This window comes from Solitalea longa (genome assembly GCF_002920915.1).
GTDB classification, from domain to species: Bacteria; Bacteroidota; Bacteroidia; order Sphingobacteriales; family Sphingobacteriaceae; genus Solitalea; species Solitalea longa.
In genome coordinates, this window is the sequence record NZ_PQVF01000006.1 from 143,877 (window position 1) to 165,082 (window position 21,206).

The 21,206-nt window shown below is 40.1% G+C and carries 17 protein-coding genes and 1 tRNA gene; 16 read left to right on the forward strand and 2 right to left on the reverse strand.

Features of this window, described 5'->3' with window-relative positions:
- Positions 1 to 264 precede the first annotated feature (264 nt).
- Positions 265 to 338, reverse strand: a tRNA-Ala gene (locus tag C3K47_RS09700).
- A 201-nt stretch (positions 339 to 539) separates the two neighbouring features.
- Between C3K47_RS09700 and C3K47_RS09705 the strand changes: the two genes are divergently transcribed.
- From C3K47_RS09705 to C3K47_RS09735, 7 genes are all read left to right on the forward strand, one after another.
- Positions 540 to 863 (forward strand): low molecular weight protein tyrosine phosphatase family protein, encoded by a 324-nt coding sequence (locus C3K47_RS09705; RefSeq protein WP_103788940.1) that lies wholly within the window; start codon positions 540 to 542, stop codon positions 861 to 863.
- A 115-nt stretch (positions 864 to 978) separates the two neighbouring features.
- Positions 979 to 1,389, forward strand: coding sequence for a transcriptional regulator (locus C3K47_RS09710; RefSeq protein WP_103788941.1), 411 nt, complete (start codon positions 979 to 981; stop codon positions 1,387 to 1,389).
- A gap of 100 nt (positions 1,390 to 1,489) precedes the next feature.
- Positions 1,490 to 1,909: an SRPBCC family protein gene (locus tag C3K47_RS09715; RefSeq protein WP_103788942.1), complete on the forward strand. Its 420-nt coding sequence runs from the start codon at positions 1,490 to 1,492 to the stop codon at positions 1,907 to 1,909.
- Positions 1,910 to 2,217: 308 nt separating this feature from the next.
- Positions 2,218 to 2,772 (forward strand): dihydrofolate reductase family protein, encoded by a 555-nt coding sequence (locus C3K47_RS09720; protein ID WP_103789097.1) that lies wholly within the window; start codon positions 2,218 to 2,220, stop codon positions 2,770 to 2,772.
- A 65-nt stretch (positions 2,773 to 2,837) separates the two neighbouring features.
- A complete protein-coding gene (locus C3K47_RS09725) occupies positions 2,838 to 3,653 on the forward strand; it encodes a hypothetical protein (RefSeq protein ID WP_133159362.1) in 816 nt (271 codons plus the stop codon).
- Entirely contained in the window at positions 3,637 to 4,035 is a 399-nt protein-coding gene (locus C3K47_RS09730; RefSeq protein WP_165784668.1) for an STAS/SEC14 domain-containing protein, read from the forward strand. Before C3K47_RS09725 ends, C3K47_RS09730 begins: the two co-directional genes overlap by 17 nt.
- A 248-nt stretch (positions 4,036 to 4,283) precedes the next feature.
- On the forward strand, positions 4,284 to 4,910 hold the full coding sequence (locus tag C3K47_RS09735; RefSeq protein ID WP_103788944.1) for a dihydrofolate reductase family protein: 627 nt from the start codon (positions 4,284 to 4,286) through the stop codon (positions 4,908 to 4,910).
- A gap of 124 nt (positions 4,911 to 5,034) precedes the next feature.
- On the opposite strand, the gene C3K47_RS09740 is transcribed toward C3K47_RS09735, so the two are convergent.
- Positions 5,035 to 5,913, reverse strand: a complete 879-nt coding sequence (locus C3K47_RS09740) for an AraC family transcriptional regulator (RefSeq protein WP_103788945.1) — start codon at positions 5,911 to 5,913, stop codon at positions 5,035 to 5,037.
- 221 nt (positions 5,914 to 6,134) lie between these two features.
- On the opposite strand from C3K47_RS09740, the gene C3K47_RS09745 reads away from it, so the two are divergent.
- The 9 genes from C3K47_RS09745 (at position 6,135) to C3K47_RS09785 (ending at position 21,204) form a co-directional block, all read left to right on the forward strand.
- A complete protein-coding gene (locus C3K47_RS09745) occupies positions 6,135 to 7,247 on the forward strand; it encodes a glycoside hydrolase family 26 protein (RefSeq protein ID WP_207765273.1) in 1,113 nt (370 codons plus the stop codon).
- Positions 7,248 to 7,272: 25 nt separating this feature from the next.
- Positions 7,273 to 9,147, forward strand: coding sequence for a sodium:solute symporter family protein (locus C3K47_RS09750; protein WP_103788946.1), 1,875 nt, complete (start codon positions 7,273 to 7,275; stop codon positions 9,145 to 9,147).
- 18 nt (positions 9,148 to 9,165) lie between these two features.
- The gene (locus C3K47_RS09755) at positions 9,166 to 10,350 is read left to right on the forward strand and encodes a glycoside hydrolase family 130 protein (RefSeq protein WP_103788947.1); all 1,185 of its coding nucleotides are present in this window, start codon (positions 9,166 to 9,168) and stop codon (positions 10,348 to 10,350) included.
- Positions 10,343 to 11,551, forward strand: a complete 1,209-nt coding sequence (locus tag C3K47_RS09760) for an AGE family epimerase/isomerase (protein ID WP_103788948.1) — start codon at positions 10,343 to 10,345, stop codon at positions 11,549 to 11,551. Before C3K47_RS09755 ends, C3K47_RS09760 begins: the two co-directional genes overlap by 8 nt.
- A 181-nt stretch (positions 11,552 to 11,732) precedes the next feature.
- On the forward strand, positions 11,733 to 14,870 hold the full coding sequence (locus C3K47_RS09765; protein WP_243392531.1) for a SusC/RagA family TonB-linked outer membrane protein: 3,138 nt from the start codon (positions 11,733 to 11,735) through the stop codon (positions 14,868 to 14,870).
- 17 nt (positions 14,871 to 14,887) lie between these two features.
- Positions 14,888 to 16,456, forward strand: coding sequence for a RagB/SusD family nutrient uptake outer membrane protein (locus C3K47_RS09770; RefSeq protein ID WP_103788949.1), 1,569 nt, complete (start codon positions 14,888 to 14,890; stop codon positions 16,454 to 16,456).
- Between the two features lie 27 nt (positions 16,457 to 16,483).
- Positions 16,484 to 17,482 carry an IPT/TIG domain-containing protein gene (locus tag C3K47_RS09775; RefSeq protein WP_103788950.1) on the forward strand — a complete coding sequence of 333 codons (999 nt, stop codon included), beginning with the start codon at positions 16,484 to 16,486 and terminating at the stop codon, positions 17,480 to 17,482.
- A 105-nt stretch (positions 17,483 to 17,587) separates the two neighbouring features.
- On the forward strand, positions 17,588 to 18,892 hold the full coding sequence (locus C3K47_RS09780) for a glycoside hydrolase 5 family protein (protein WP_103788951.1): 1,305 nt from the start codon (positions 17,588 to 17,590) through the stop codon (positions 18,890 to 18,892).
- A 50-nt stretch (positions 18,893 to 18,942) separates the two neighbouring features.
- Positions 18,943 to 21,204 carry a glycoside hydrolase family 3 N-terminal domain-containing protein gene (locus C3K47_RS09785; protein ID WP_103788952.1) on the forward strand — a complete coding sequence of 754 codons (2,262 nt, stop codon included), beginning with the start codon at positions 18,943 to 18,945 and terminating at the stop codon, positions 21,202 to 21,204.
- Positions 21,205 to 21,206: the final 2 nt, after the last annotated feature.

A 21,206-nucleotide genomic window follows, 5' to 3' on the forward strand; every position in this document is an offset into this window, starting at 1 on the left:
TAACAAGCCAGGATCTTATTGGTTCTGTTTAAAAGCAAAACTTTGAATTTCTCAATAAATTCAATCAGCTCCCTATCCCGGTTCGCAGAAAGAACTGATAAACTTCTTTTGAGTTCGTGATTTTTAATGCTAGTGATAATTGAATGGCTGATTTTTAGAATTGCAGCGGTAGAACTATAGGAAAACGAAGCTACATCATAAAGAAAAAGCCTATATCCGAGGTTAACCAACCATCAAATATAGGCTTAAACTAAGCTTTAATCGTGGAGAATACCGGATTCGAACCGGTGACCCCTTGCCTGCCAGGCAAGTACTCTAGCCAGCTGAGCTAATTCCCCTTAGCGCCTGCAAAACTAAAAGTTCAGATTTATTATCCAAATAAATTTTAATATTTAATTAAAGAAGCTTGATGCTTAGTAAATTATGAGCTCATGGAACTTAAGGGTCTTCCTGATTCAAATAATTTACCTTAAAAACGGGCCAGTTTTCAGCGGAAAACTGAAAAGGCTTACTAATTTTAAGGCGATAATTTTTGAAATTTGAACCTACTTTTCATCTGCAGTAAAAATCAATGGCGCAGCCCAACAGCGGAGGCCGTCTTTAAAAATCATCCTTATCATCATGCTCAATCGGCAGGAACCGAAAATGGAGCGCGTATAAAAGTATCCGAAAAGCATATTCGCTGGGCGGATCTTATTTTTGTGATGGAGAAAAAGCATAAGCAACGTTTGCAGCAGTTTTTTCCTGAACTAATTAACCAAAAGGAGGTTATTGTTCTTGATATTCCTGACGATTACCAATTTATGGATGCTGAACTAATAGAAATGATCAAGGTTTCGGTAAATTCATATCTTGAGGCATAGACCAGGTGTTAGAACTGCGACATTTTCATTCGCAATCACCCCCTGAAACTGTCGTTTTGTGTCATTTTATATCTGCTTTATCTGCTTATTTTAGCCTTACAAAAACTACGGTAATATGGAAACGGTAAAAATCGATACTGATATTAAGGTAATGTATGTTACAGCCAAGTCATTTCCTGATGGAGTGCTGGAAGCACACCAAAGCCTGCATTCAAAAATTTCATTTACTACTCAACGGAAATACTTTGGCATTTCTCGCCCCGAAAATAATCATGGTATTGTGTATCGTGCTGCTGCTGAAGAACTAAAAACAGGTGAGGCTGAAGAATGGGGCTACGAAACGTTGACTCTTAAAAAGGGTAATTACATCAGCCAAACGATCAACGATTACATGAAAGACCTGGAAAGCATTGGTCGTACTTTTCAAGAGTTATTGCAGCATCCCAATATCGATCCAGAGGGCTATTGCGTAGAACTTTACCTAAGTGACAAGGACGTACAATGCATGGTGAGGTTAGCTGAATAATAGTATAAAAACTTTAAACCGAATTGTAAATTTAGCCTAGGAAAGGATCGCTATCCCTTTTTATCAATTTAATCCTATAACAATAAATCAATAATATAACATGGAAAACAGAACGAAAGTAACGGTTGAAACCACTGTAAACGCTCCGGTAGAAAAAGTTTGGCAATACTGGTTGGGCCCTGAACACATCACTAAATGGAACAGTGCATCTGAGGATTGGCATACACCATATGCCGAAAATGATGTGCGTATAGGCGGCCAGTTTTTGGCACGTATGGAGGCTAAAGATGGAAGTATGGGCTTTGATTTTGGGGGCGTTTATGACGATGTAAAAGAAAATGAACTGATTGTTTATTCGTTGGGCGATGGCCGTCAGGTGGAAGTAAAGTTTGCTGGTAGCGGTAACGAAACGCATGTGACCGAAACTTTTGATGCTGAAACTCAAAATCCGGTGGAGTTGCAAAAAAACGGCTGGCAGGCAATTTTGGATAACTTTAAGAAGTACACCGAAGAAAACTAAGGAAAGTACAAAGGGAAGTACAAAGGAAGAAGTACAAAGTACAAGGGATGGTAGATTGTAGATTTAAGAAGTACTAAAAGTCTCGCTGCGCGGAGTCGAAGCGTTTTGTCGCAAGCCTTCGACTCGGCTCAGGCTGACCACATAAATAAGGCTCATAATCTTATCATCGATCGTCACGCTGAGCGGAGTCGAAGCGTCTCTGTCAATTAAAACTCTGTGCATCCCTGTGGTTTATAAATCGATCATCACCATGGTCCATGGTCTATGAACTATCGTCGGTGGACTATGGACTTACTAACTGGCAAAAAATGGCAAAGCTCAATGTATTTAATTTTATCACGTTAAATGGCTTTTATAAAGGGCCCAACGAGGATATCAGCTGGCATAAGCACGGTTCAGAAGAGAATGAGTTTGCCGGTGATATGCTTCAGTTCGACAGTGTTTTGCTGTTTGGCCGTGTTACTTATCAGATGATGGCAAGTTACTGGCCAACGCCTTTTGCTATGGAGAATGACCCTGTGGTGGCCGAAGGCATGAATAAAGCCGAGAAAATCGTATTCTCGAAAACGCTTAAAAATGCGACTTGGCAGAATACAAAAATATTAGGCGGAGACCTGGCTGAAGAAGTGAAAAGTCTTAAGCAAATCTCCGCTAAAAGCCTGTCCGTTTTGGGCAGTGGAAGCATTGTAACGCAATTGGCAGAAGCAGGACTGATCGATGAGTATCAGATCATGATCGATCCGGTGGCCATTGGTAAGGGAACGCCCATCTTTAATAACATCAAGCATCAGCTCGATCTTAAACTTATCGATACAAAAACCTTTAAAAGTGGAGTAGTGATGTTGACCTATCTGCCTGCATAAATACACCAACAAACACAAGTGTGATTTATCCGGAAATTATTATTATTGATTAAAAAACAATGATCATGTCTACTTATAGCCGTTCTTTATTACGAGTGCTGTTGAAGTCAGTGCTTGTTGGTTTTATTTTAATTAATGTATCCTTCCAGGTTTTTTCGCAGCACATTGTTATCAGTGATAGTTTGGCTGCCAATTCAGAGCAATTGCAATTGAAAATGGGCGTCGCGGGCATTGGTAGAATGTATAAATATCGGTTTGGCAATTATGGGCTTATTTCAAGCAGGGAAGGCTGGACAACCATCAATTCAAAAACTAATTTTTGGGGTACTAAAGTAGAGAGTAGTTCCGATCAAAAGTTTTCGTTTGTATTTGGCAATAAAACAACCGATACGGCATTTGTAAATGCTAGTACAAAAACTAAGATCAAAGAGCTTCAGGAGATTCAGGTAAATGAACACTTTTCATTAGGTGACTATGCTTTATTGGAAAGCACCGATTGGTTATCAGCTATGATCAGTTTAAAAAGTAATGCCGATGAAAGCTGGCTATTGTTAATGAATGCCAGTAAAGGCTTAAAAGCCCCTAATTTCAACGAAGGAGTTTTATCCAACGGCAGTCGCAAAATTATTGTTCGTGCTATAACTTCTAATGAAAACGGTACTGATAAACGCATGTTCCCGGCGAAAGGGTATGAATTATTTGAAAATGGACGATCTTTGGGCGCCGTGCAATATTTTGGAGGAGGGTCTTTTGGTATGAATAAAGGTATTGTATGGTTAAGTAAAAATAATGATGCTTCAACTAACCTGATGCTTGGGGCAGCAATGACAGCTATTTATCACTTTAAATTTTCAACATTAGCAAATGACGAATGGAATTAAACCACCAACCGACAGAGAAATTATAGAAGGAGAAATCGCCACTTACTGGATGGATGAAGGAATTTTAGTATCGCTTTCAAAAAGTATAAAACGAACGGTGGCCAATATTGGTGGCAATGTGAAACTGGTAAAAGAAATTACAGGAAATAAACCGGTTCCCTTATTGATCTACCTTGCTAATTCGCCTATGCCGGATAAAGAAACCCGCAGGTTTTCAACCGAAAAGCTTCCGGAGATCTATACTGCCATGGCCATGGTTTCTAAACCCGGGCTAACTCAATTGATCATGAATATCTTGTTTAAATTTAAGCAACCACCTATTCCGATGAAGAACTTCCAGGATGTGGAAGAAGCCAAAGAATGGTTGAAGCAGTATTTATAAAAAAGTACAAAGTGTCTTCTGGCTTGTGTCACGCTGAGCAAAGTCGAAGCGTTTTCTCACTAGCCTTCGACTACGCTCAGGCTGACAGCAGGAGGAGGAGTGATGTGATTTTATCATTGGCCGTTAGGCTGTGCGGGCCTTCGACTCCGCTCAGGCTGACTGCATCGTCATGTATTATAGAATCATTGAATAGTCACGCTGAGCGAATTCGAAGCGTAAAAAGCATAACCTAATTATCAACCTTTATTATGAGCAAAGTTTTTGTAAGTGTTGGAATTACGTTGGATGGCTTTATGGCCGGATTAAATGGTGGTCCACAAAAGCCCTTGGGCGAGGGCGGTTTGGCCATTCATGAATGGGTTTTTAAGCAGCAGATTTTTCGCCAGCATTTGGGTTGGGGTAATGACGGTGAAACCGGTAAGGATAACGAAATTGCTAAAGGGATATTCGATAGGATAGGGGCGAATATTTTAGGTAAAAATATGTTTATCGAAGGTGAAGCCAATTGGCCGGAGGATGCTCCTTTTCATTGCCCGGTTTTTGTATTAACCCACGAAACCCGCGAACCTTGGGTGCGAAAGGGCGGTACTACCTTCTATTTTGAAAATGATGGAATTTACGCCGCTCTTGAAAAAGCGAAAGCAGTGGCGGGAGATAAGGATATTCGCATTTCGGGCGGAGCGAAGGTTATTCAACAGTACTTAAATGCGGGATTGGTTGAGGAATTTATCATTCACCAGGTGCCGCTGCTGTTAGGAAAAGGTGTTCGTTTGTTTGAAAATCTGGATACTGATAAGTATTCTTTTGAAATTATTGAAGCCATAAATTCTCCAGAGGTAACTCATATTCGTTATAAAGTGATTAATAAAAAGTAGACACGCAAAGTCACGAAGACGCAAATAACAATAAGATTTCTTTACCTCTCTATATTCCTTTTGATTTTTAATACTCTTGCGTTTCTGTGCTTTTTTCTATTTTTTTAATCCTTTGCGAGTAATCTTAGATAAACACCCTCGAACCACTTGTATAACTATCCCTGAACTCTTTTGGGGTGCAGTTTTTCTTCTTTTTAAATATCCGGTTGAAGTTAGAGATATTGTTGAACCCGCAGCGATAAGCGATTTCGGCAACGGTTTGCGTACTGTCGATCAGCATACGTGTTGCGTGTCCCAATCGGATCTCATTTAAGCTGTCAATAAAGGTGTTTCCTGTACGTTTTTTTATAAACCTACTGAACGAAACCTCTGGCATATTGGCCAGTTTTGAAACTTCGGCTAACGAAATTTGCTTGCCATAGTTCACATTCATATACTCAAATACCTTTTCAATACGGCGACTGTTGTAATTAAACTGTTCGTTATTGAAACTCGAATCAGACAATGTACGCATGTTCCGTGAGGAAGAAAGATCGTGCAAAATCGACAAAAGTTCCAGTACGGAGTCGAAGCCTTTCTTTTGGTTCAGTGTTAAAATGCGTGTTTTCAGGCGGTCAATCGTTTCTTCAGAAAATAAAATACCCTTTTGCGAGTGCTCAAACATGTTTCGGATCAGGCTGAGTTGATTTCTCTTCATCAGTTTAGTGTCAAACAGGTCTTTATGGAACTGAATGGTCACCTCAACAATAGCCTGACTGGTGCATTGATGAGTAAACCAGGCATGCGTTAAATTCGGGCCTACAAATACCAGCTCTGCATCGTTGATCACATCTATATGGTCGCCCACAATTCTTTTGGCGCCTTTTGCATTTAAAATTAAGTTAAGCTCGTACTCGTCATGGTAGTGTAAAGGGAAGTCGAATTCTTTCTTTGTTCTCGAAAAAATAGTGAAACAATCGCTCTGGGTAAGCGGTGTAATTTCGCGTGTAATGTTATTATTCATTAGTTAATGATAAATAAATGCATAATAGGGTGTGAATATACATCAATTATTGAGTAAAAAAAGTATTGCTTAAAATATTTGTTATATGGTGTTGTATTCAGCTATTTTGATTTCTTTGTATAATTAAAAGTTAAAATAATATTAATTAATTCGTGCAAACGGAATTAGTTTTGTCATTAACCAATTTATTATTTGCAACCTATTTTAAGTATTAGAATACTGTGGTAAAAAAAGTGTACCTATTTATTGCTTTATGTTCCGTGATCAGCAGTGGCTGTTACGCTCAAAAGAGTGATCGGCCGGCTGATAAAAAAGCAAATTCAGAAACCAAGGCTCTCTATATAAATCTTAAAAAACTTGCTGCAAAACATACTTTGTTCGGGCATCAGGACGCACTGGCTTATGGTGTGGGATGGAGGAATGAAGAAGGCCGTTCAGATGTAAAAAGTGTTAGCGGTGCTTACCCTGCAGTGTACGGTTGGGATATGGGGCATATCGAATTGGATAGCTTAAAAGAATTGGATGGTGTTCCTTTTGATCAACTGCGTCAATTTGTTAAGGAAGCCTATAGTCGTGGAGGTATTAATACGTTTAGCTGGCATACCACCAATCCAATTGACCATAAATCGGCTTGGGATACAACTCAATTAATTGTTAAGCAAATTATCCCTGGTGGAGCAAAGCACGAATTATACAAAGCTTACTTAGACAAAGTGGCTGCATTTTTAGGTAGTTTGAAAACTGACGATGGTAAAGCTATTCCGGTTATCTTCCGTCCATTTCATGAGCATACCGGTACCTGGTTCTGGTGGTGCGAAAACGTATCTACAGTGGATGAATTTAAATCGATGTGGCATTTTACGTTTGATTACCTGACTAAAACCAAAGGTTTACACAACCTGCTATTCTCTTATTCAGCTGCTGATTTTGCTACCAAAGAAAAATATGAAGAACGTTACCCTGGCGATGATTATGTGGATATGCTTGGTTTCGATATTTATTGTTTTGAAGATTTAAAAGGATATCAAACCAAATTAGACAGGCAATTATCCATACTGCAGGAAGTCGCCATCGCGCATAATAAAATTCCGGCTTTAACAGAAACCGGCTATGAGCGTGTCCCAAATTCAACCTGGTGGACCGAAACCCTGATGCCTGTGTTGGCAAAGTACAATATGGCCTATGTGTTGGTTTGGCGAAACGATCGTCCGGCACATCATTACGCTCCTTATCCGGGTCAGCAAAGTGCAGATGATTTCAAGAAATTTTACGCTGATCCGAAGATCATTTTTCAAGATAAACTTACCCCGCTCTCCATTTATAAAAGTAAATAGCTAATAAACAACCGATTTATTTAATATGAGACTTCAACTGATTGACATAGCGATAGTTGTGACCTATTTGATCACAACTGTGCTAATTGGCTTATGGTACCGCAAAAAAGCGAAAGAGAACAAGGATAGTTATTTAATGGGCGGTAAATCAATGCCTTGGTATAAGCTGGGTTTAAGTGATGCGTCTGACATGTTCGACATTAGCGGAACCATGTGGATGGTAAGCTTGTGCTTTGTTTATGGTATGAAGAGCATTTGGATCCCATGGCTGTGGCCGGTGTTTAATCAGGTTTTCTTAATGATGTTTTTGTCGAAATGGTTGCGCCGTTCAAATGCCAATACGGGTGCTGAGTGGCTGGCAACTCGTTTTGGCGTAACTGATAAAGGAGTAAATCTATCACATAAAGTAGTTATTGCCTTTGCCTTGTTAAGCTGTTTGGGCTTTTTGGCCTACGGTTTTGTGGGCTTGGGGAAATTTGTAGAGATCTTCCTTCCATGGGATATCGTGAAAGCCTATGTTCCTTTTGATATAGCTCCTCAGTATGTTCCGCATTTCTACGGGATCATTTTTACCATGTTTGCCATGTTCTATTCCATTTTGGGTGGATTGCACAGCATTGTATTAGGTGATATGATCAAGTACGCTATCATGACAGTGGCTTGTTTTTCCATAGCCATTATTGCTGTTATCAATTTACGTGGTAACGAGCTGAACGTTCCAAGCGATTGGTACAGCCCGTTCTTTGGTTCAAAACTCGATTTAGACTGGAGTGGAATTATTGCTGATGTAAATGAGAAGATAAAGAGCGACGGATTTTCATTGTTCGGTATCTTCTTTATGATGATGACTTTCAAAGGGATCTTTGCTGCCCTTGCCGGTCCCGCACCTAACTACGATATGCAAAAGATCCTTTCTACCCGTTCGCCGGAAGAGGCCAGCAAAATGAGTGGATTTGTTTCGATCATTTTATTGCCTATCCGTTATTCGCTGGTAATTGGATTAACCGTTTTGGGTTTATTGTATTACCACCAAATGGATTTGAAAAACGCCGAGGGTGTTATCGATTTTGAACGCATTTTACCGGCAACCATTAATAATTTCTTGCCGGTAGGTTTAATGGGTCTTGTGTTAACCGGTCTGTTAGGAGCCTTTATGGGAACCTTTAGCGGTACAGTAAATGCGGCTCAGGCTTATATTGTTAACGACATTTACCTGAAATATGTAAATCCGAATGCATCTACTAAAAAAGTAATATCCATGAACTACATGGTTGGTGTAGCGGTGGTTGCTGTGGGTGTTTTCCTCGGATTCTTTGCCAAAGATGTAAATAGCATACTGCAATGGATCGTATCCGCTCTATATGGAGGTTACGTTGCCTCAAATGTGTTGAAATGGTATTGGTGGCGCTTTAATGCAAACGGTTTCTTCTGGGGGATGCTTACCGGTATTGTTTCGGCAATGGTGTTCACTCGTTTCTTCGAAGGTATTGAGTTCCTTTATTTCTTCCCTGTTTTATTTGCCCTTTCATTGGCCGGTTCAATTATCGGTTCGTATATGGCCCCGCCAACTAATGCCGAAACCCTTAAAAGTTTCTATAAGAATGTTCGTCCATGGGGATTCTGGAAACCGGTTCATGAAATGGTTGTCGCCGAGGACCCTTCGTTTGAAGCCAATAAGAACTTTAAAAAAGACATGTTTAACGTAGTGCTGGGGGTTATCGCGCAGTTATGTCTTACTATTCTTCCGATGTATGCAGTATTAATGATGAAAGTTCCATTGCTGGTTACCATAGGGATATTGGCGGTTATCATTTTTATTCTAAAAAGAACATGGTGGGATGTATTGGAAAAGGAAGAGAAAAAAGCAAATAATAAAAAAGAACCTGCTCTTACAAACTAACATAGAACAACAAACACAATGAAGATAGATTTTGAAAAAAGGCTGCAAGAGCTGACAGAAGCGCAAGAGCAACTGATCAGCTTGCCAAATGTAAAAGAACCCTTGGGGAATGGCATATTTAGCCGTTTTAAAAACCCGGTTCTTACGGCGGCACATGTGCCGTTAAACTGGCGCTTCGACTTAAATCCTAAAACCAATCCATACCTGATGGAACGCATTCAGGTGAATGCTGCTTTTAATGCCGGAGCTATAAAATGGGACGGCAAGTATCTGATGGTGGTGAGGGTAGAAGGTGCCGATCGTAAATCTTTTTTTGCTATAGCTGAAAGTCCTAATGGTATAGATAATTTCCGTTTTTGGGATAAGCCCATTGAATTGCCTCAAACCGAAATTCCGGATACGAATGTTTACGATATGCGCTTAACCGCTCACGAAGATGGTTTTGTATATGGTTTATTCTGTACGGAGCGTCGCGATCCTTCGGCTCCTGAAGGCGACCAGTCGGCGGCTTTGGCGCAATGTGGCATTGCCCGAACCAAAGATCTTATCACTTGGGAACGCCTTGCCGATCTTAAAACATCATCTCCTCAGCAACGTAATGTGGTGCTGCATCCGGAGTTTGTAAACGGTAAATACGCATTTTATACTCGTCCCCAGGATAGTTTTATTGAAGCCGGAAAGGGTGGGGGCATTGCCTTTGGATTAAGCGAAAGTATTGAAAATGCGAAAGTTTTTGCCGAAACCATTCTCGATAAAAAAGTGTACCACACTGTGTACGAAGCTAAAAACGGTCAGGGGCCAACTCCAATTAAAACCGATAAAGGTTGGTTGCATCTGGCTCATGGGGTTAGAAATACAGCCGCCGGCTTACGTTATGTATTGTACATGTTCATGACCGACTTGAATGATCTGTCGAAAGTTACCCATAAGCCGGGTGGTTATTTTATAGCCCCGGAAGGTGAAGAACGTGTAGGCGATGTTTCCAACGTTGTTTTTAGCAATGGTTGGATAGCGGATGATAATGGTAAAGTATTTATTTACTATGCTTCATCAGATACCCGCATGCACGTTGCCAGTACAACTATAGAGCAACTGATTGATTATGTAGAAAACACCCCTGAAGATGGACTAACTTCGGCCTCTTCAGTAAATCAAATTATAAAATTAGTTAACAAGAATAACAGCGTAAAGGTAAATGTATAATACCGACACAACAGTTGTCAGATACCGTAGTGAGCTGGATCGCATACTCCAATATTGGAGTACTGTTGCATTCGATTCAGCTAAAGGCCGTTTTTATGGCAAGGTGAATAATGATAATGGAGTTGATCCCGATGCGATGTTGGGTTCAGTGTTGTATGCTAGAATTTTATGGTCGTTTTCGGCAGGATATCATCTGACTAAAGATGAAAACTACCTGCCTTATGCTAAAATAGCTTTCGACTATATAGCTGATCAGTTTTGGGATAATGAGTTTGGTGGAGTTTATTGGACAATTGATGCCCAGGAACAACCTGCCGACGACAAAAAGCAGATCTATGCATTGGCTTTTGCTATGTATGGCTGCACCGAGTACTATCGAATTACTAATAACAAAAAAGCCTTAGACCGTTCGATAGAACTTTTCAATTTAATTGAAAAATACAGTTTCGATGCAGAAAAAGGTGGCTACCTGGAGGCTTTTAGCCGAAACTGGGGCGATGCCGGTGATTTAAGGCTTAGCGCAAAGGATGAGAATGAGAAAAAGACAATGAATACTCATCTGCATGTGCTGGAGGCTTATACCAATTTGTACCGGATTTGGCCGGCAAAAAAGGTGGCTGTTCAGATTCAAAATCTGCTTAATGTTTTTTTTGATCATATAATTGATGCCAAGACTTCTCATTTGCTTTTGTTTTTTGATGAAAACTGGGTTTCAAAGACTGATCTGATTTCATATGGGCATGATATAGAAGCATCATGGCTATTGCTTGAAGCCGCGGAAGTTTTAGGAGATGAATCGTTAATAGCTAAAGCAAAAGAATATTCAATAAAAATGGCTGTGGCTGCCGCCGAAGGACTTGAGAAAGATGGCAGTCTTAACTACGAGTTCGAACCTAAGAGCAATCATTTGATTGCTGAAAAACACTGGTGGGTGCAGGCCGAAGCTGTAGTTGGTTTCATGAATGCCTGGCAGCTAAGCGGAAATTCTGAATTTTTAACCTATGTAAATAACTCATGGTCATTTATTGATCAATATATCCTGGATAAGCAAAATGGAGAATGGTTTTGGGGAGTGAATGATGACTATTCTTTAATGCTAGGAGAGGATAAGGCCGGATTGTGGAAATGTCCATATCATAATAGTCGGGCTTGCATGGAAATGATCCTTAGGTTCACGAAGTGCTATAATGTTGTTAATTAAGTATGGAGTGGGTGGTAAAAATCATATCGGCTTCTAAAGATGATTTATCACCTATATATCAACTTAATAAATGTATTTAATAAGAGTTGATGGTATTTGTATACCAATAAAAGCTAAAAAAGTATTATATGTTATGTGTTATAGCATATAGATTTGAATAGACCAATTTATGTATAAGAACATGCGAAAAATTCTACTAACAGTAATGCTGTCGGCAATGCTGGTTGTGTGTTTTCAGTTTTTGGCCCAGGCGCAAAACAATTCCGTTAGCGGAACTGTAGTCGACGGTCAAGGAATTCCACTTCCAGGTGTAACCGTATTAGTAAAAAAATCTACGGTTTCTGCTGGTACCGACCAGGATGGTAAGTATACCATTAAAGCTTCAAAAGGCTCAATCCTTGTATTTTCATTTATCGGAATGGCAACCAAGGAAATTACCGTTGGAAACTCCAACGTAATTAACGTGGCCATGGAAGAGGAGAGCAAAAAACTTCAGGAAGTAGTTGTGGTGGGTTACGGAACTCAGAAAAGAGCGGATGTAACCACATCAATTGCCTCAATCTCTACAAAAGATTTAAAAGACCTTCAGGTGGCTGGTATCGACCAGGCCATGCAGGGTAAGGTTTCAGGGGTAACCGTTACAAATAATGGTGGTCAACCGGGTGGTGGTGTATCCGTACGCGTACGTGGTATTACTTCTATTAACGGTAATGAGCCATTGTATGTGATCGACGGAGTTCCAATTGCAGCAACTAAAACTACTACTGCGCAAGATCAATTAGGTGGTATGCCTGGTCAAACTACTCAAAGTGCAATTGCTGGTGTCGATCCTAATGACATCGCTTCAATTGATATTTTGAAAGATGCTTCCGCCCAGGCTATCTACGGTTCTCGTGGCGCTAACGGGGTGGTGATCATCACTACTAAAAGAGGTAAATCAGGCGAAGGAAAACTTTCTTATGATTTTTATATCGGTCAGCAGCAAACCCCTACTCACTTAAATATGATGGATTTAAGCCAGTATGCTACTTACCAAAATGAGATCATGAAAGAAATGGCTGATGTAAACGGTACTGAATATTTTCCAATTGGAGAATTTGCCAATCCTGCTATTTTAGGTAAAGGTACTGACTGGCAGGATGCAGTTTTCCAAACTGGTTTAATGCAAAATCACCAATTATCGTTTAGCGGGGGGCAGGAGAAATCTTCTTACTACCTTTCATTAAACTATTTTGATCAGCAGGGAACTATCATAGGATCAGGATTCGATCGTTTATCATTACGTTTAAATTTAGATAATCAATTAAAAAGCTGGCTAAAGGTAGGATTAAGCTCTTTCTTAACTCGTACTAACCAAAGAACTACCTTAACCAATGGTTCAGAAGCAGTTGTTAACTGGGCAACCGGAAACAGTCCTGCAGCTCCGGTAATGTCAGGTGATGATTTTGCTGGTCCGATCAATGTTGGTGGTTACAACTATGGAAACCCTTATAACCCGGTAGCGTACGCATCCTTGCGTAATGTTGGTGGGGTAGATTCTCGCGCGAACGGTAATGTTTATGGCGATATCATTTTCAATAAGCACTTTACTTTAAAAAATCAGTTTGGTTTCAATTACAGTGTAAGTGAAAATAAAGCATTCCAACCTTATGCTACCAGTGGAAGTTTCATCATCATGTCTCCAAGTAAGTTATCCGAAGACAGAGGTGTTGGAACATTCTGGCAATTAAGTAACTATTTAGATTACAACCAAAGCTTCGGAAAACATAATGTAAATGCTCAGTTAGGTCACGAGGCTTCTGAGTCTCATTATAGCGGTTTAAATGCTGCTCGTCAGAATCTGACAATGAATTTCCAGTCGATCAACGCAGGTTCTGCAACTGATCAGTCTGTTGGTGGTGGTATCTATGAAAATGCACTTGAATCTTACTTTGCTCGTGCAGGATATTCATACGCTGATCGTTACTCGGCAAACTTCTCTATTCGTCGTGACGGTTCTTCTACATTCGGTCCTGACAGTAGAATAGGTTTTTTCCCTGCCGGTTCAGTTGGATGGACAGTTACCAATGAAAAATTTGCCAAAGAATGGAAGGGGCTTAACTATTTGAAATTCAGAGCTGGAGCAGGTGTGGTAGGTGGACAAAACTTTGCAGGATCAGGTAATGCATATGAAACCAATATTCGCTTGTTTGCTATTGCTCCGTTTGGTCCTGGAGGTATTCCTGACAATGTTGGTAACCCTGGTTATCAATGGGAAGAAACAGTTACTTATAACACTGGTTTAGATTTCGGATTTTTAAACAATAGAATCGAATTATCGGTAGATGCCTATAAGAAATCAACTTCTAATATGTTAATGGCTATTCAATTGCCGGTTTATACTGGTATTGGTAACGCTTGGAATGATATTAAGGCTCCGGTTGTTAATGCCGGTAAAATGACCAATACTGGTTTCGATTTCAAATTAACTACTTACAATATAAATAAAAACGATTTCTCTTGGCAGTCGAATCTGGTTGTCTCAACTTACAAAAACAAATTGGATAAGTTGAATGACGAATCAGCTGCACTTTATACCTATACCGAGTACTCAAATGCAGTAACTTTAACTAAATCAGCACCAGGAGGCCCGGTAGGTCGCTTCTTTGGTTATCAAACAGATGGTTTGTTTACTTCTGAAGAACAGATCAGAAACAGTGCTGATCAGCAAGTGGGTATCGGACCTAAAGGTACCTGGTTAGGTGATATTAAGTATAAAGACAGAGATGGAAGTGGAACGATTGACGCGGGCGATATGACTTACATTGGAGATCCTAACCCTAATTTCACTTTCGGTTTTACCAATACATTTAAATACAAAGGATTTGATCTGTCATTGTTCTTACAAGGAAGTCAAGGTGGCGATATCTTAAACTATTCAAGGAAAATTACTGAAGGAATGGTGGGTGTCTATTATAATCAGCTAACTGATGTAGCAAATCGTTATACTGCAACCAATACAAGTTCCTCTATTCCTCGCTTTAACCCTTGGCATCAGCAGAATATTGTAATGTCTGATCGCTTTATAGAGGATGGTTCATACTTACGTATTCAAAACTTAACTATTGGTTATAATTTACCTTCACGTATCATTTCTAAGGCAAAACTTTCGAATGCGCGAATTTATTTGACTGGACAGAATTTATATACTTTCACCAAGTATACCGGCTTCGATCCTGAACTAGGAGCATTTAACAATAATGCCTTGATGATGAATGTAGATAATGGTAATTATCCAACCCCTCGTACATTCACCATGGGAGTTAACCTAACCTTTTAATTCTAATGACGTTTCAAATGAAAACAAAAATATTAGGCTTAACAGCGGCAGTATTGCTTACTGTTACATCGTGTAAAGATGATTTTTTAGATCGTCCTTCACAAAATGCGCCAACTCTTGATACTTATTATACCAATGCCGAGCAGGTTAATGCGGCAACAGGTTTATTATACAATACCATTTGGTACGAATATCAGGATAAAGCATTCCATTCGATTGGCGAAGTATTAAGTGGTAACATGTATACTAATGATACAAAGTATGCTACTTTTTATAATTTCACTGTTTCAGGTAACGATGAACAAGTGAGTCGCAGCTGGTACTCTTTCTATAAGCTTGCCGGTAATGCTACCGTACTAGTTAAATCTTTTGAGCAAAAGAAAGCACAAGTGAGTGAGGGATCTTACCTTGATAAAGGTATTGCCGAATCTCGGTTTATGCGTGGTATGGCTTATTTCTACCTGGCACGTGTTTTTAAAGATGTGCCAATTGTGGAAGACCCTGTAAAACTTGCAACATCAGGCTCCTATAACGTTCCTCGTTATATTCAGAGCGATGTTTTAAAATTCGTTATTGAAGACCTTAAAGCTGCAGAAGCTGGTTTAAGTGAAACTGATGCTCCTGGTCGTGCTACAAAATATGCTGCAAAAGGAATGTTGGCTAAAGTGTATTTATACATGCATGATTATGCCAATGCAAAAACCTATGCGGAGCAGGTGATCAATTCTAAAAAGTATCAGTTGTACGGTGATTATAATAAAATGTTCACCAGTTCAACTGCAAATAACAACGTGGAGTCGATTTTTGCTCTTCAGTGGAAAGCTTCAGGAGGTTATTCAATTGGTAATCCAATTCAGGCTTATTGTGGTCCTTCAACTTTACTGAAACCTACTACCGGAGCAGGTTGGTCGGCAATTATCCCTTCAATTGATGTTTTACGTTCTTACGAGCCTGCAGATAAACGTCGTCAATGGTCCGTTATGGAGCATGGTTTCGCTCGTGCTGACTGGAAAAACGTAAACTTCCCTAATGGATTTACTTATGACACCACCTGGGTTAACTCAAATGACGATGCTACGAAAGTTAAAACCGGTACCCGTTCTAATGCGCTTAAATATGTAGTTGGTCCGGGCTCAAATGGCGAAGCTGTTAACGGTACTTCAACCGATATCTGTACTTATATTTTACGTTATGCTGATGTGTTGTTGATTTATGCAGAGGCGGTATTAGGTGATCAGGCAAGTACTGCTGATGCAAATGCTTTAAAGGCCTTCAATGATGTTCGTCATCGTGCTGGTTTCTCGCCTTCAGTTGATAAAACTTCGCTTACTAAAGATATGATCCTTCATGAGCGTCGTGTAGAATTTGCTTTCGAAGGTGATTATTGGTTCGATATTCAACGTCAGGGCTTTACAAAGGCTAAGCAGATGATCGATGCGCAAGAGCGTGGTATTTACAACTGGAATGGGGTGGTAGAGCACGTAGGTGTTACCTTAAATTCTGAAAGTCAGTTGTACCTTCCAATTCCGTCGAACGAAGTTGCAGCTAATCCTTTATTGGCTCAGCCTGCCGTTCCTTATTATTAATAGATATTACTCATATAAGTATTTAATATGAAAAAAGTAATTAAAAGTATAGCCATCTTATCAATAACAGCACTTGCTATTGCAGGTTGTAAGAAAGATGATTTAGGTGTAGAGAATCCAACCATCAAGGAGATAAGCGCAAGTGAAGGCTCTGGAGGTGATGTGATCACTATTACCGGAAGTGATTTAGCAGAAGTGGAATCGATTGTTTTCGATAATCACAATGTTCCTGCAAGTTTTAACCCTGTGTTTAACAATCCTGGTGCAATTATTTTCCGTGTGCCAGATACAGCTTACGGGGGTGCTCAGAACATTTTGATCAAAAACTCAAAAGGTCATCAATTGACAGTTCCGTTTTCGGTAATTGCATTACCTACCATTACTACTGCTTACCCAACTGATTTTGCAGCGGGTTCAACGGTAACAATTACAGGTAACAACCTTGAAACTGCTGAGAAAGTGATACTTGACGGGACTACTTCTGAAGCTACCATTGTTTCTAAATCTCGTAAGGAGTTAGTAATCAAAATGCCTGCTTCAACCTTAACCAAGGCGAAACTTAGAATCACCAATTCTTCAGGTGATAGAGTATCGACAATGGATTTCATCAATGTTGATGCTGCTTATTCAATATTTACTGAGTCATTAAGTTTTGATAACTGGTCATGGGGAGGAAACTATACACCTTCTTCTGAGACTGCAGTAACTGGTGAAAAAGGTATTAAAGGAGACATGGTAGGCAACGCATGGGGAGCATTATCATTACACTCTGGTGGTGTTGACTTAGCACCTTATAATTCAGTAGGATTCTGGATCAAAGGTGGTACTGCGGTTTCAACCTACCGTTTCTTCGTAAACTGGCAAGAACAGCAAACCATTACAGTTCCGGCCAACCAATGGACCTACTTCACTTTCCCTCTTTCTATTTGGAAGAATAAAGGGATTACGTCGATGACAGATATTATCTGGCAGGTAGAAGGCGATGGTCAGTTGATCTACTTTGACAACGTAGTTTTAATAAAATAGTAGATACAATAAATTTAGAGAACCTGTCCCATTATGGTTACAAATCGGTAATGGGCAGGTTTTTTTATGACTGAAAAAGTCATATAGCAATAAAAAATTAAGTATATGCGCGTAACTCCAAGATCCTTTCTTCTCCTTTTAGCTGTTCTGTTTGTCTCTTCAGCTTTTGCCCAATCTCCATTTGTAAAGGTTAAAAACAATCAGTTCATCTTAAATAACAAGCCTTATTACTACATAGGCACCAATTACTGGTACGGTGGTTTACTGGCTTTGGTAAAAGATAAGGCACATGGCAAAGAGCGACTAAAAAAGGAACTTGATTTTTTAAAGGCGCATGGAGTTACCAATTTGAGGGTGTTGGCCGGTTCAGAAGGCGTTGGCTTAGTGAACGGCGTTGAACGTGTTAAACCTACCCTACAGTCTAAGCATGGTGTGTTTAACGAAGAGTTATTGGACGGTTTAGATTATTTGCTGTTTGAAATGGGTAAACGCAAAATGCATGCGGTACTGTTTTTAAGCAATAACTGGGAGTGGAGTGGAGGCTTTCTTCAGTATTTAAGCTGGAATAAAGTGATCACTGACTCTACTATGAAAAGCAAACTTAACTGGGATGACCTGAGGGACAATACCAGTAAATTTTATACCTGCGAGGCATGCATCAATGATTACAAGAAACAGGTAGCGCTTATTGTTAAGCGTGTAAATAAATATAGTAAGAAAACATATATCAACGATCCGGCTATTATGGCCTGGGAACTAGCCAATGAGCCTCGCCCTATGCGTACTTCGGCCGTTGAAGCGTATAAAAAATGGACCTCAGGAATGGCGGCATACCTGAAATCATTGGATAAAAACCACTTGGTTACTTTAGGAACCGAGGGGATTATGGGAACCGATGAATCAGCCGAATTATTTGAAGAAGTTCATAAACCTAAACAAGTAGATTATTTGACTTTGCACATATGGCCAAAAAACTGGAGCTGGTTTAAAGATACCAGCATTGTTCAGGGTTTGGATTCTGTTAAAGCTAAGTCGTCACGATATATTCGTCAGCAGGCCTTAATTGCTGATAAACTTCAAAAACCATTGGTGGTAGAAGAGTTCGGATTGCCTAGGGATGGCCATTCCTTCAGTCCTGCAGCGGCCACCACTTCAAGGGATGCTTATTATGCAACAGTTTTTGCCGAATGGAAGAAAAGTGTAGAGCGTTCGGGCTCTATTGCAGGCTGTAATTTCTGGGCATTCGGTGGCTCTGCCCGTCCGGTAAATGGCCAAACATTTTGGAAAGAAGGCGATGATTTTATGGGCGATCCTCCGCAAGAAGAGCAGGGCCTAAATACCGTTTTCGATAGTGACCTTTCTACCTGGAAACTAATAAAAGGCTTTACACAAGGCTTAAAAAATAAATAGTAAAAGTTAGAGGAATGGCCCTCTTCCTACATAAAAAACACATTGCAAACATGAAACGACAATTTTTAACATACCTGCTTTCGGCTAGCATGTTGGCGGGTTATGCTCAAAATAAAAACACCAACCCAATGATTGAGAAACAGGTGGATCAGTTGGTATCAAAAATGACCTTGGAAGAAAAAGTGGGTCAAATGACACAGATCAGTGTTGAAGCCTTATTGAAAACAACTAATGGCGTTGTTAACGAGCCTCATATAATTGATCCTGAGAAATTGGCTACCTGTATCAAAAAATACAAAGTTGGTTCAATTTTAAATATTGGCGGCGATGCACAAACCCGCGAAAACTGGCAGCAATTGATTCGTGCTATTCAGAAAATGGCTTTGGAAGAGCGCTTGAAAATTCCTGTTTTATACGGAATTGACGCTATCCGCGGAAACAATTATACCTTAAATACGGTATTATTTCCTCAGCAAATAGCACAGGCGGCTTCTTTTAATACGTCTATGATTAAAAAAGTATCCGAAATTTCTGCCTATGAAACACGTGCTTCTTTTATACCATGGACATTCAGTCCGGTATTAGATTTGGGTCGCCAACCGGTATGGCCACGTATTTGGGAAACTTTTGGAGAAGATCCATTCCTTGCGGCCGAGCTGGGTAAGGCTACCGTTGAAGGTTTCCAGGGAGATAATCAGGTAACCGACAAATATCACGTTGCTGCTTGTTTAAAACACTATATGGGCTACAGCATGCCGTTGAGTGGCCATGATCGTACACCTGCATGGATTCCTGAACGCGAGCTTCGCGAATATTTCCTTCCTCAGTTTGCAACTGCCGTTAAAAACGGCGCTAAAACGGTGATGGTGAACAGCGGTGAGATCAATGGTGTTCCGGTGCATGCCAACAAACATATTCTTACTGAGATATTAAAGGGCGAATTACAGTTTAGTGGCTTTGCGGTAAGCGACTGGCAGGATATTCAATACCTGTACCAGCGCCATCATGTTGCCAAAGACAATAAAGAAGCGGTAATGATTGCCATTAATGCCGGAATTGATATGAGCATGGTGCCAACAGATTACACTTTTTGCGAAGATTTAATAGCACTTGCCAAAGAAGGTAAAGTGCCAATGAGCCGTATCGACGATGCCGTAAAACGCATTTTGAAAGTAAAATACGAAGTTGATCTGTTTAACAATCCAACCGGTAATGCGGCTGATTATCCTGAAGTTAACAGCCTTGCACATAATAAGGTGAACTATGATGCTGCTTCAGAATGTATCACCTTATTAAAAAATACTAATGGGATTTTGCCTTTAGCTGTAGGTAAGAAGATTTTAGTTTGCGGCCCGGCGGCAAATTCTATGCGTGTATTAAATGGAGGATGGAGCCGTAATTGGCAGGGTACCAATAGTAACGAGACTGAAAAAGATAAAAACACAATCCTTGAGGCTATTCAGAAAACCTTTGGCGCAGCCAATGTTGATTACAGCGAAGGCGCAACCTTTACCGAAGCGACAACGATCAGTGAATCGGTGGCTAAAGCCGAAAAATCGGATGTCATTGTGCTTTGTATTGGCGAGAACAGCTATACCGAAACGCCTGGCAATATTGGCGACCTTAATATTTCCGCTCCTCAAATTGAGCTTGCTAAAGCATTGGCAGCAACAGGAAAACCTATAGTTTTTGTTTTAACTGAGGGGCGTCCACGGGTAATTTCGGCAATTGAGCCGCTAAGTGCTGCCGTTTTACATACTTATTTATTGGGTAACGAAGGCGGTAATGTAGTGGCTGATGTATTGGCCGGTAAAATCAACCCAAGCGGTAAATTGCCCTACACTTATCCGCGTACTGCAAACAGTCTTCATAACTATTATCACAAACATACCGAAACCCTCAAGTTTGATGAGTGGGCCGGATTTAACCCTCAATGGGAGTTTGGTTACGGCTTAAGCTATACCAGCTTTGCTTATTCAAATTTGAAATTAAGCACTGATCAGCTGGCTGATAATAGCAAGATCACCGTTACGGTTGATGTTGCCAATACGGGTAAAATTGCAGGTAAGGAAGCGGCACTTTTATTTGTGAGCGATAAGGTGGCTTCAATTACTCCCGAAGTGAAACGTTTACGTGCGTTCGACAAGGTTGAGCTTCAGCCCGGGCAATCAAAAACAATCACTTTTACAATTGATAAAGAACAGCTTTCATTTATAAACAACGATTTGAAACGAGTGACAGAGCCGGGCGACTTTTCGTTGTCGATAGGTGGTTTAACTGCTGATTTTAAATATGTTTCAGCTATAAATTAAAT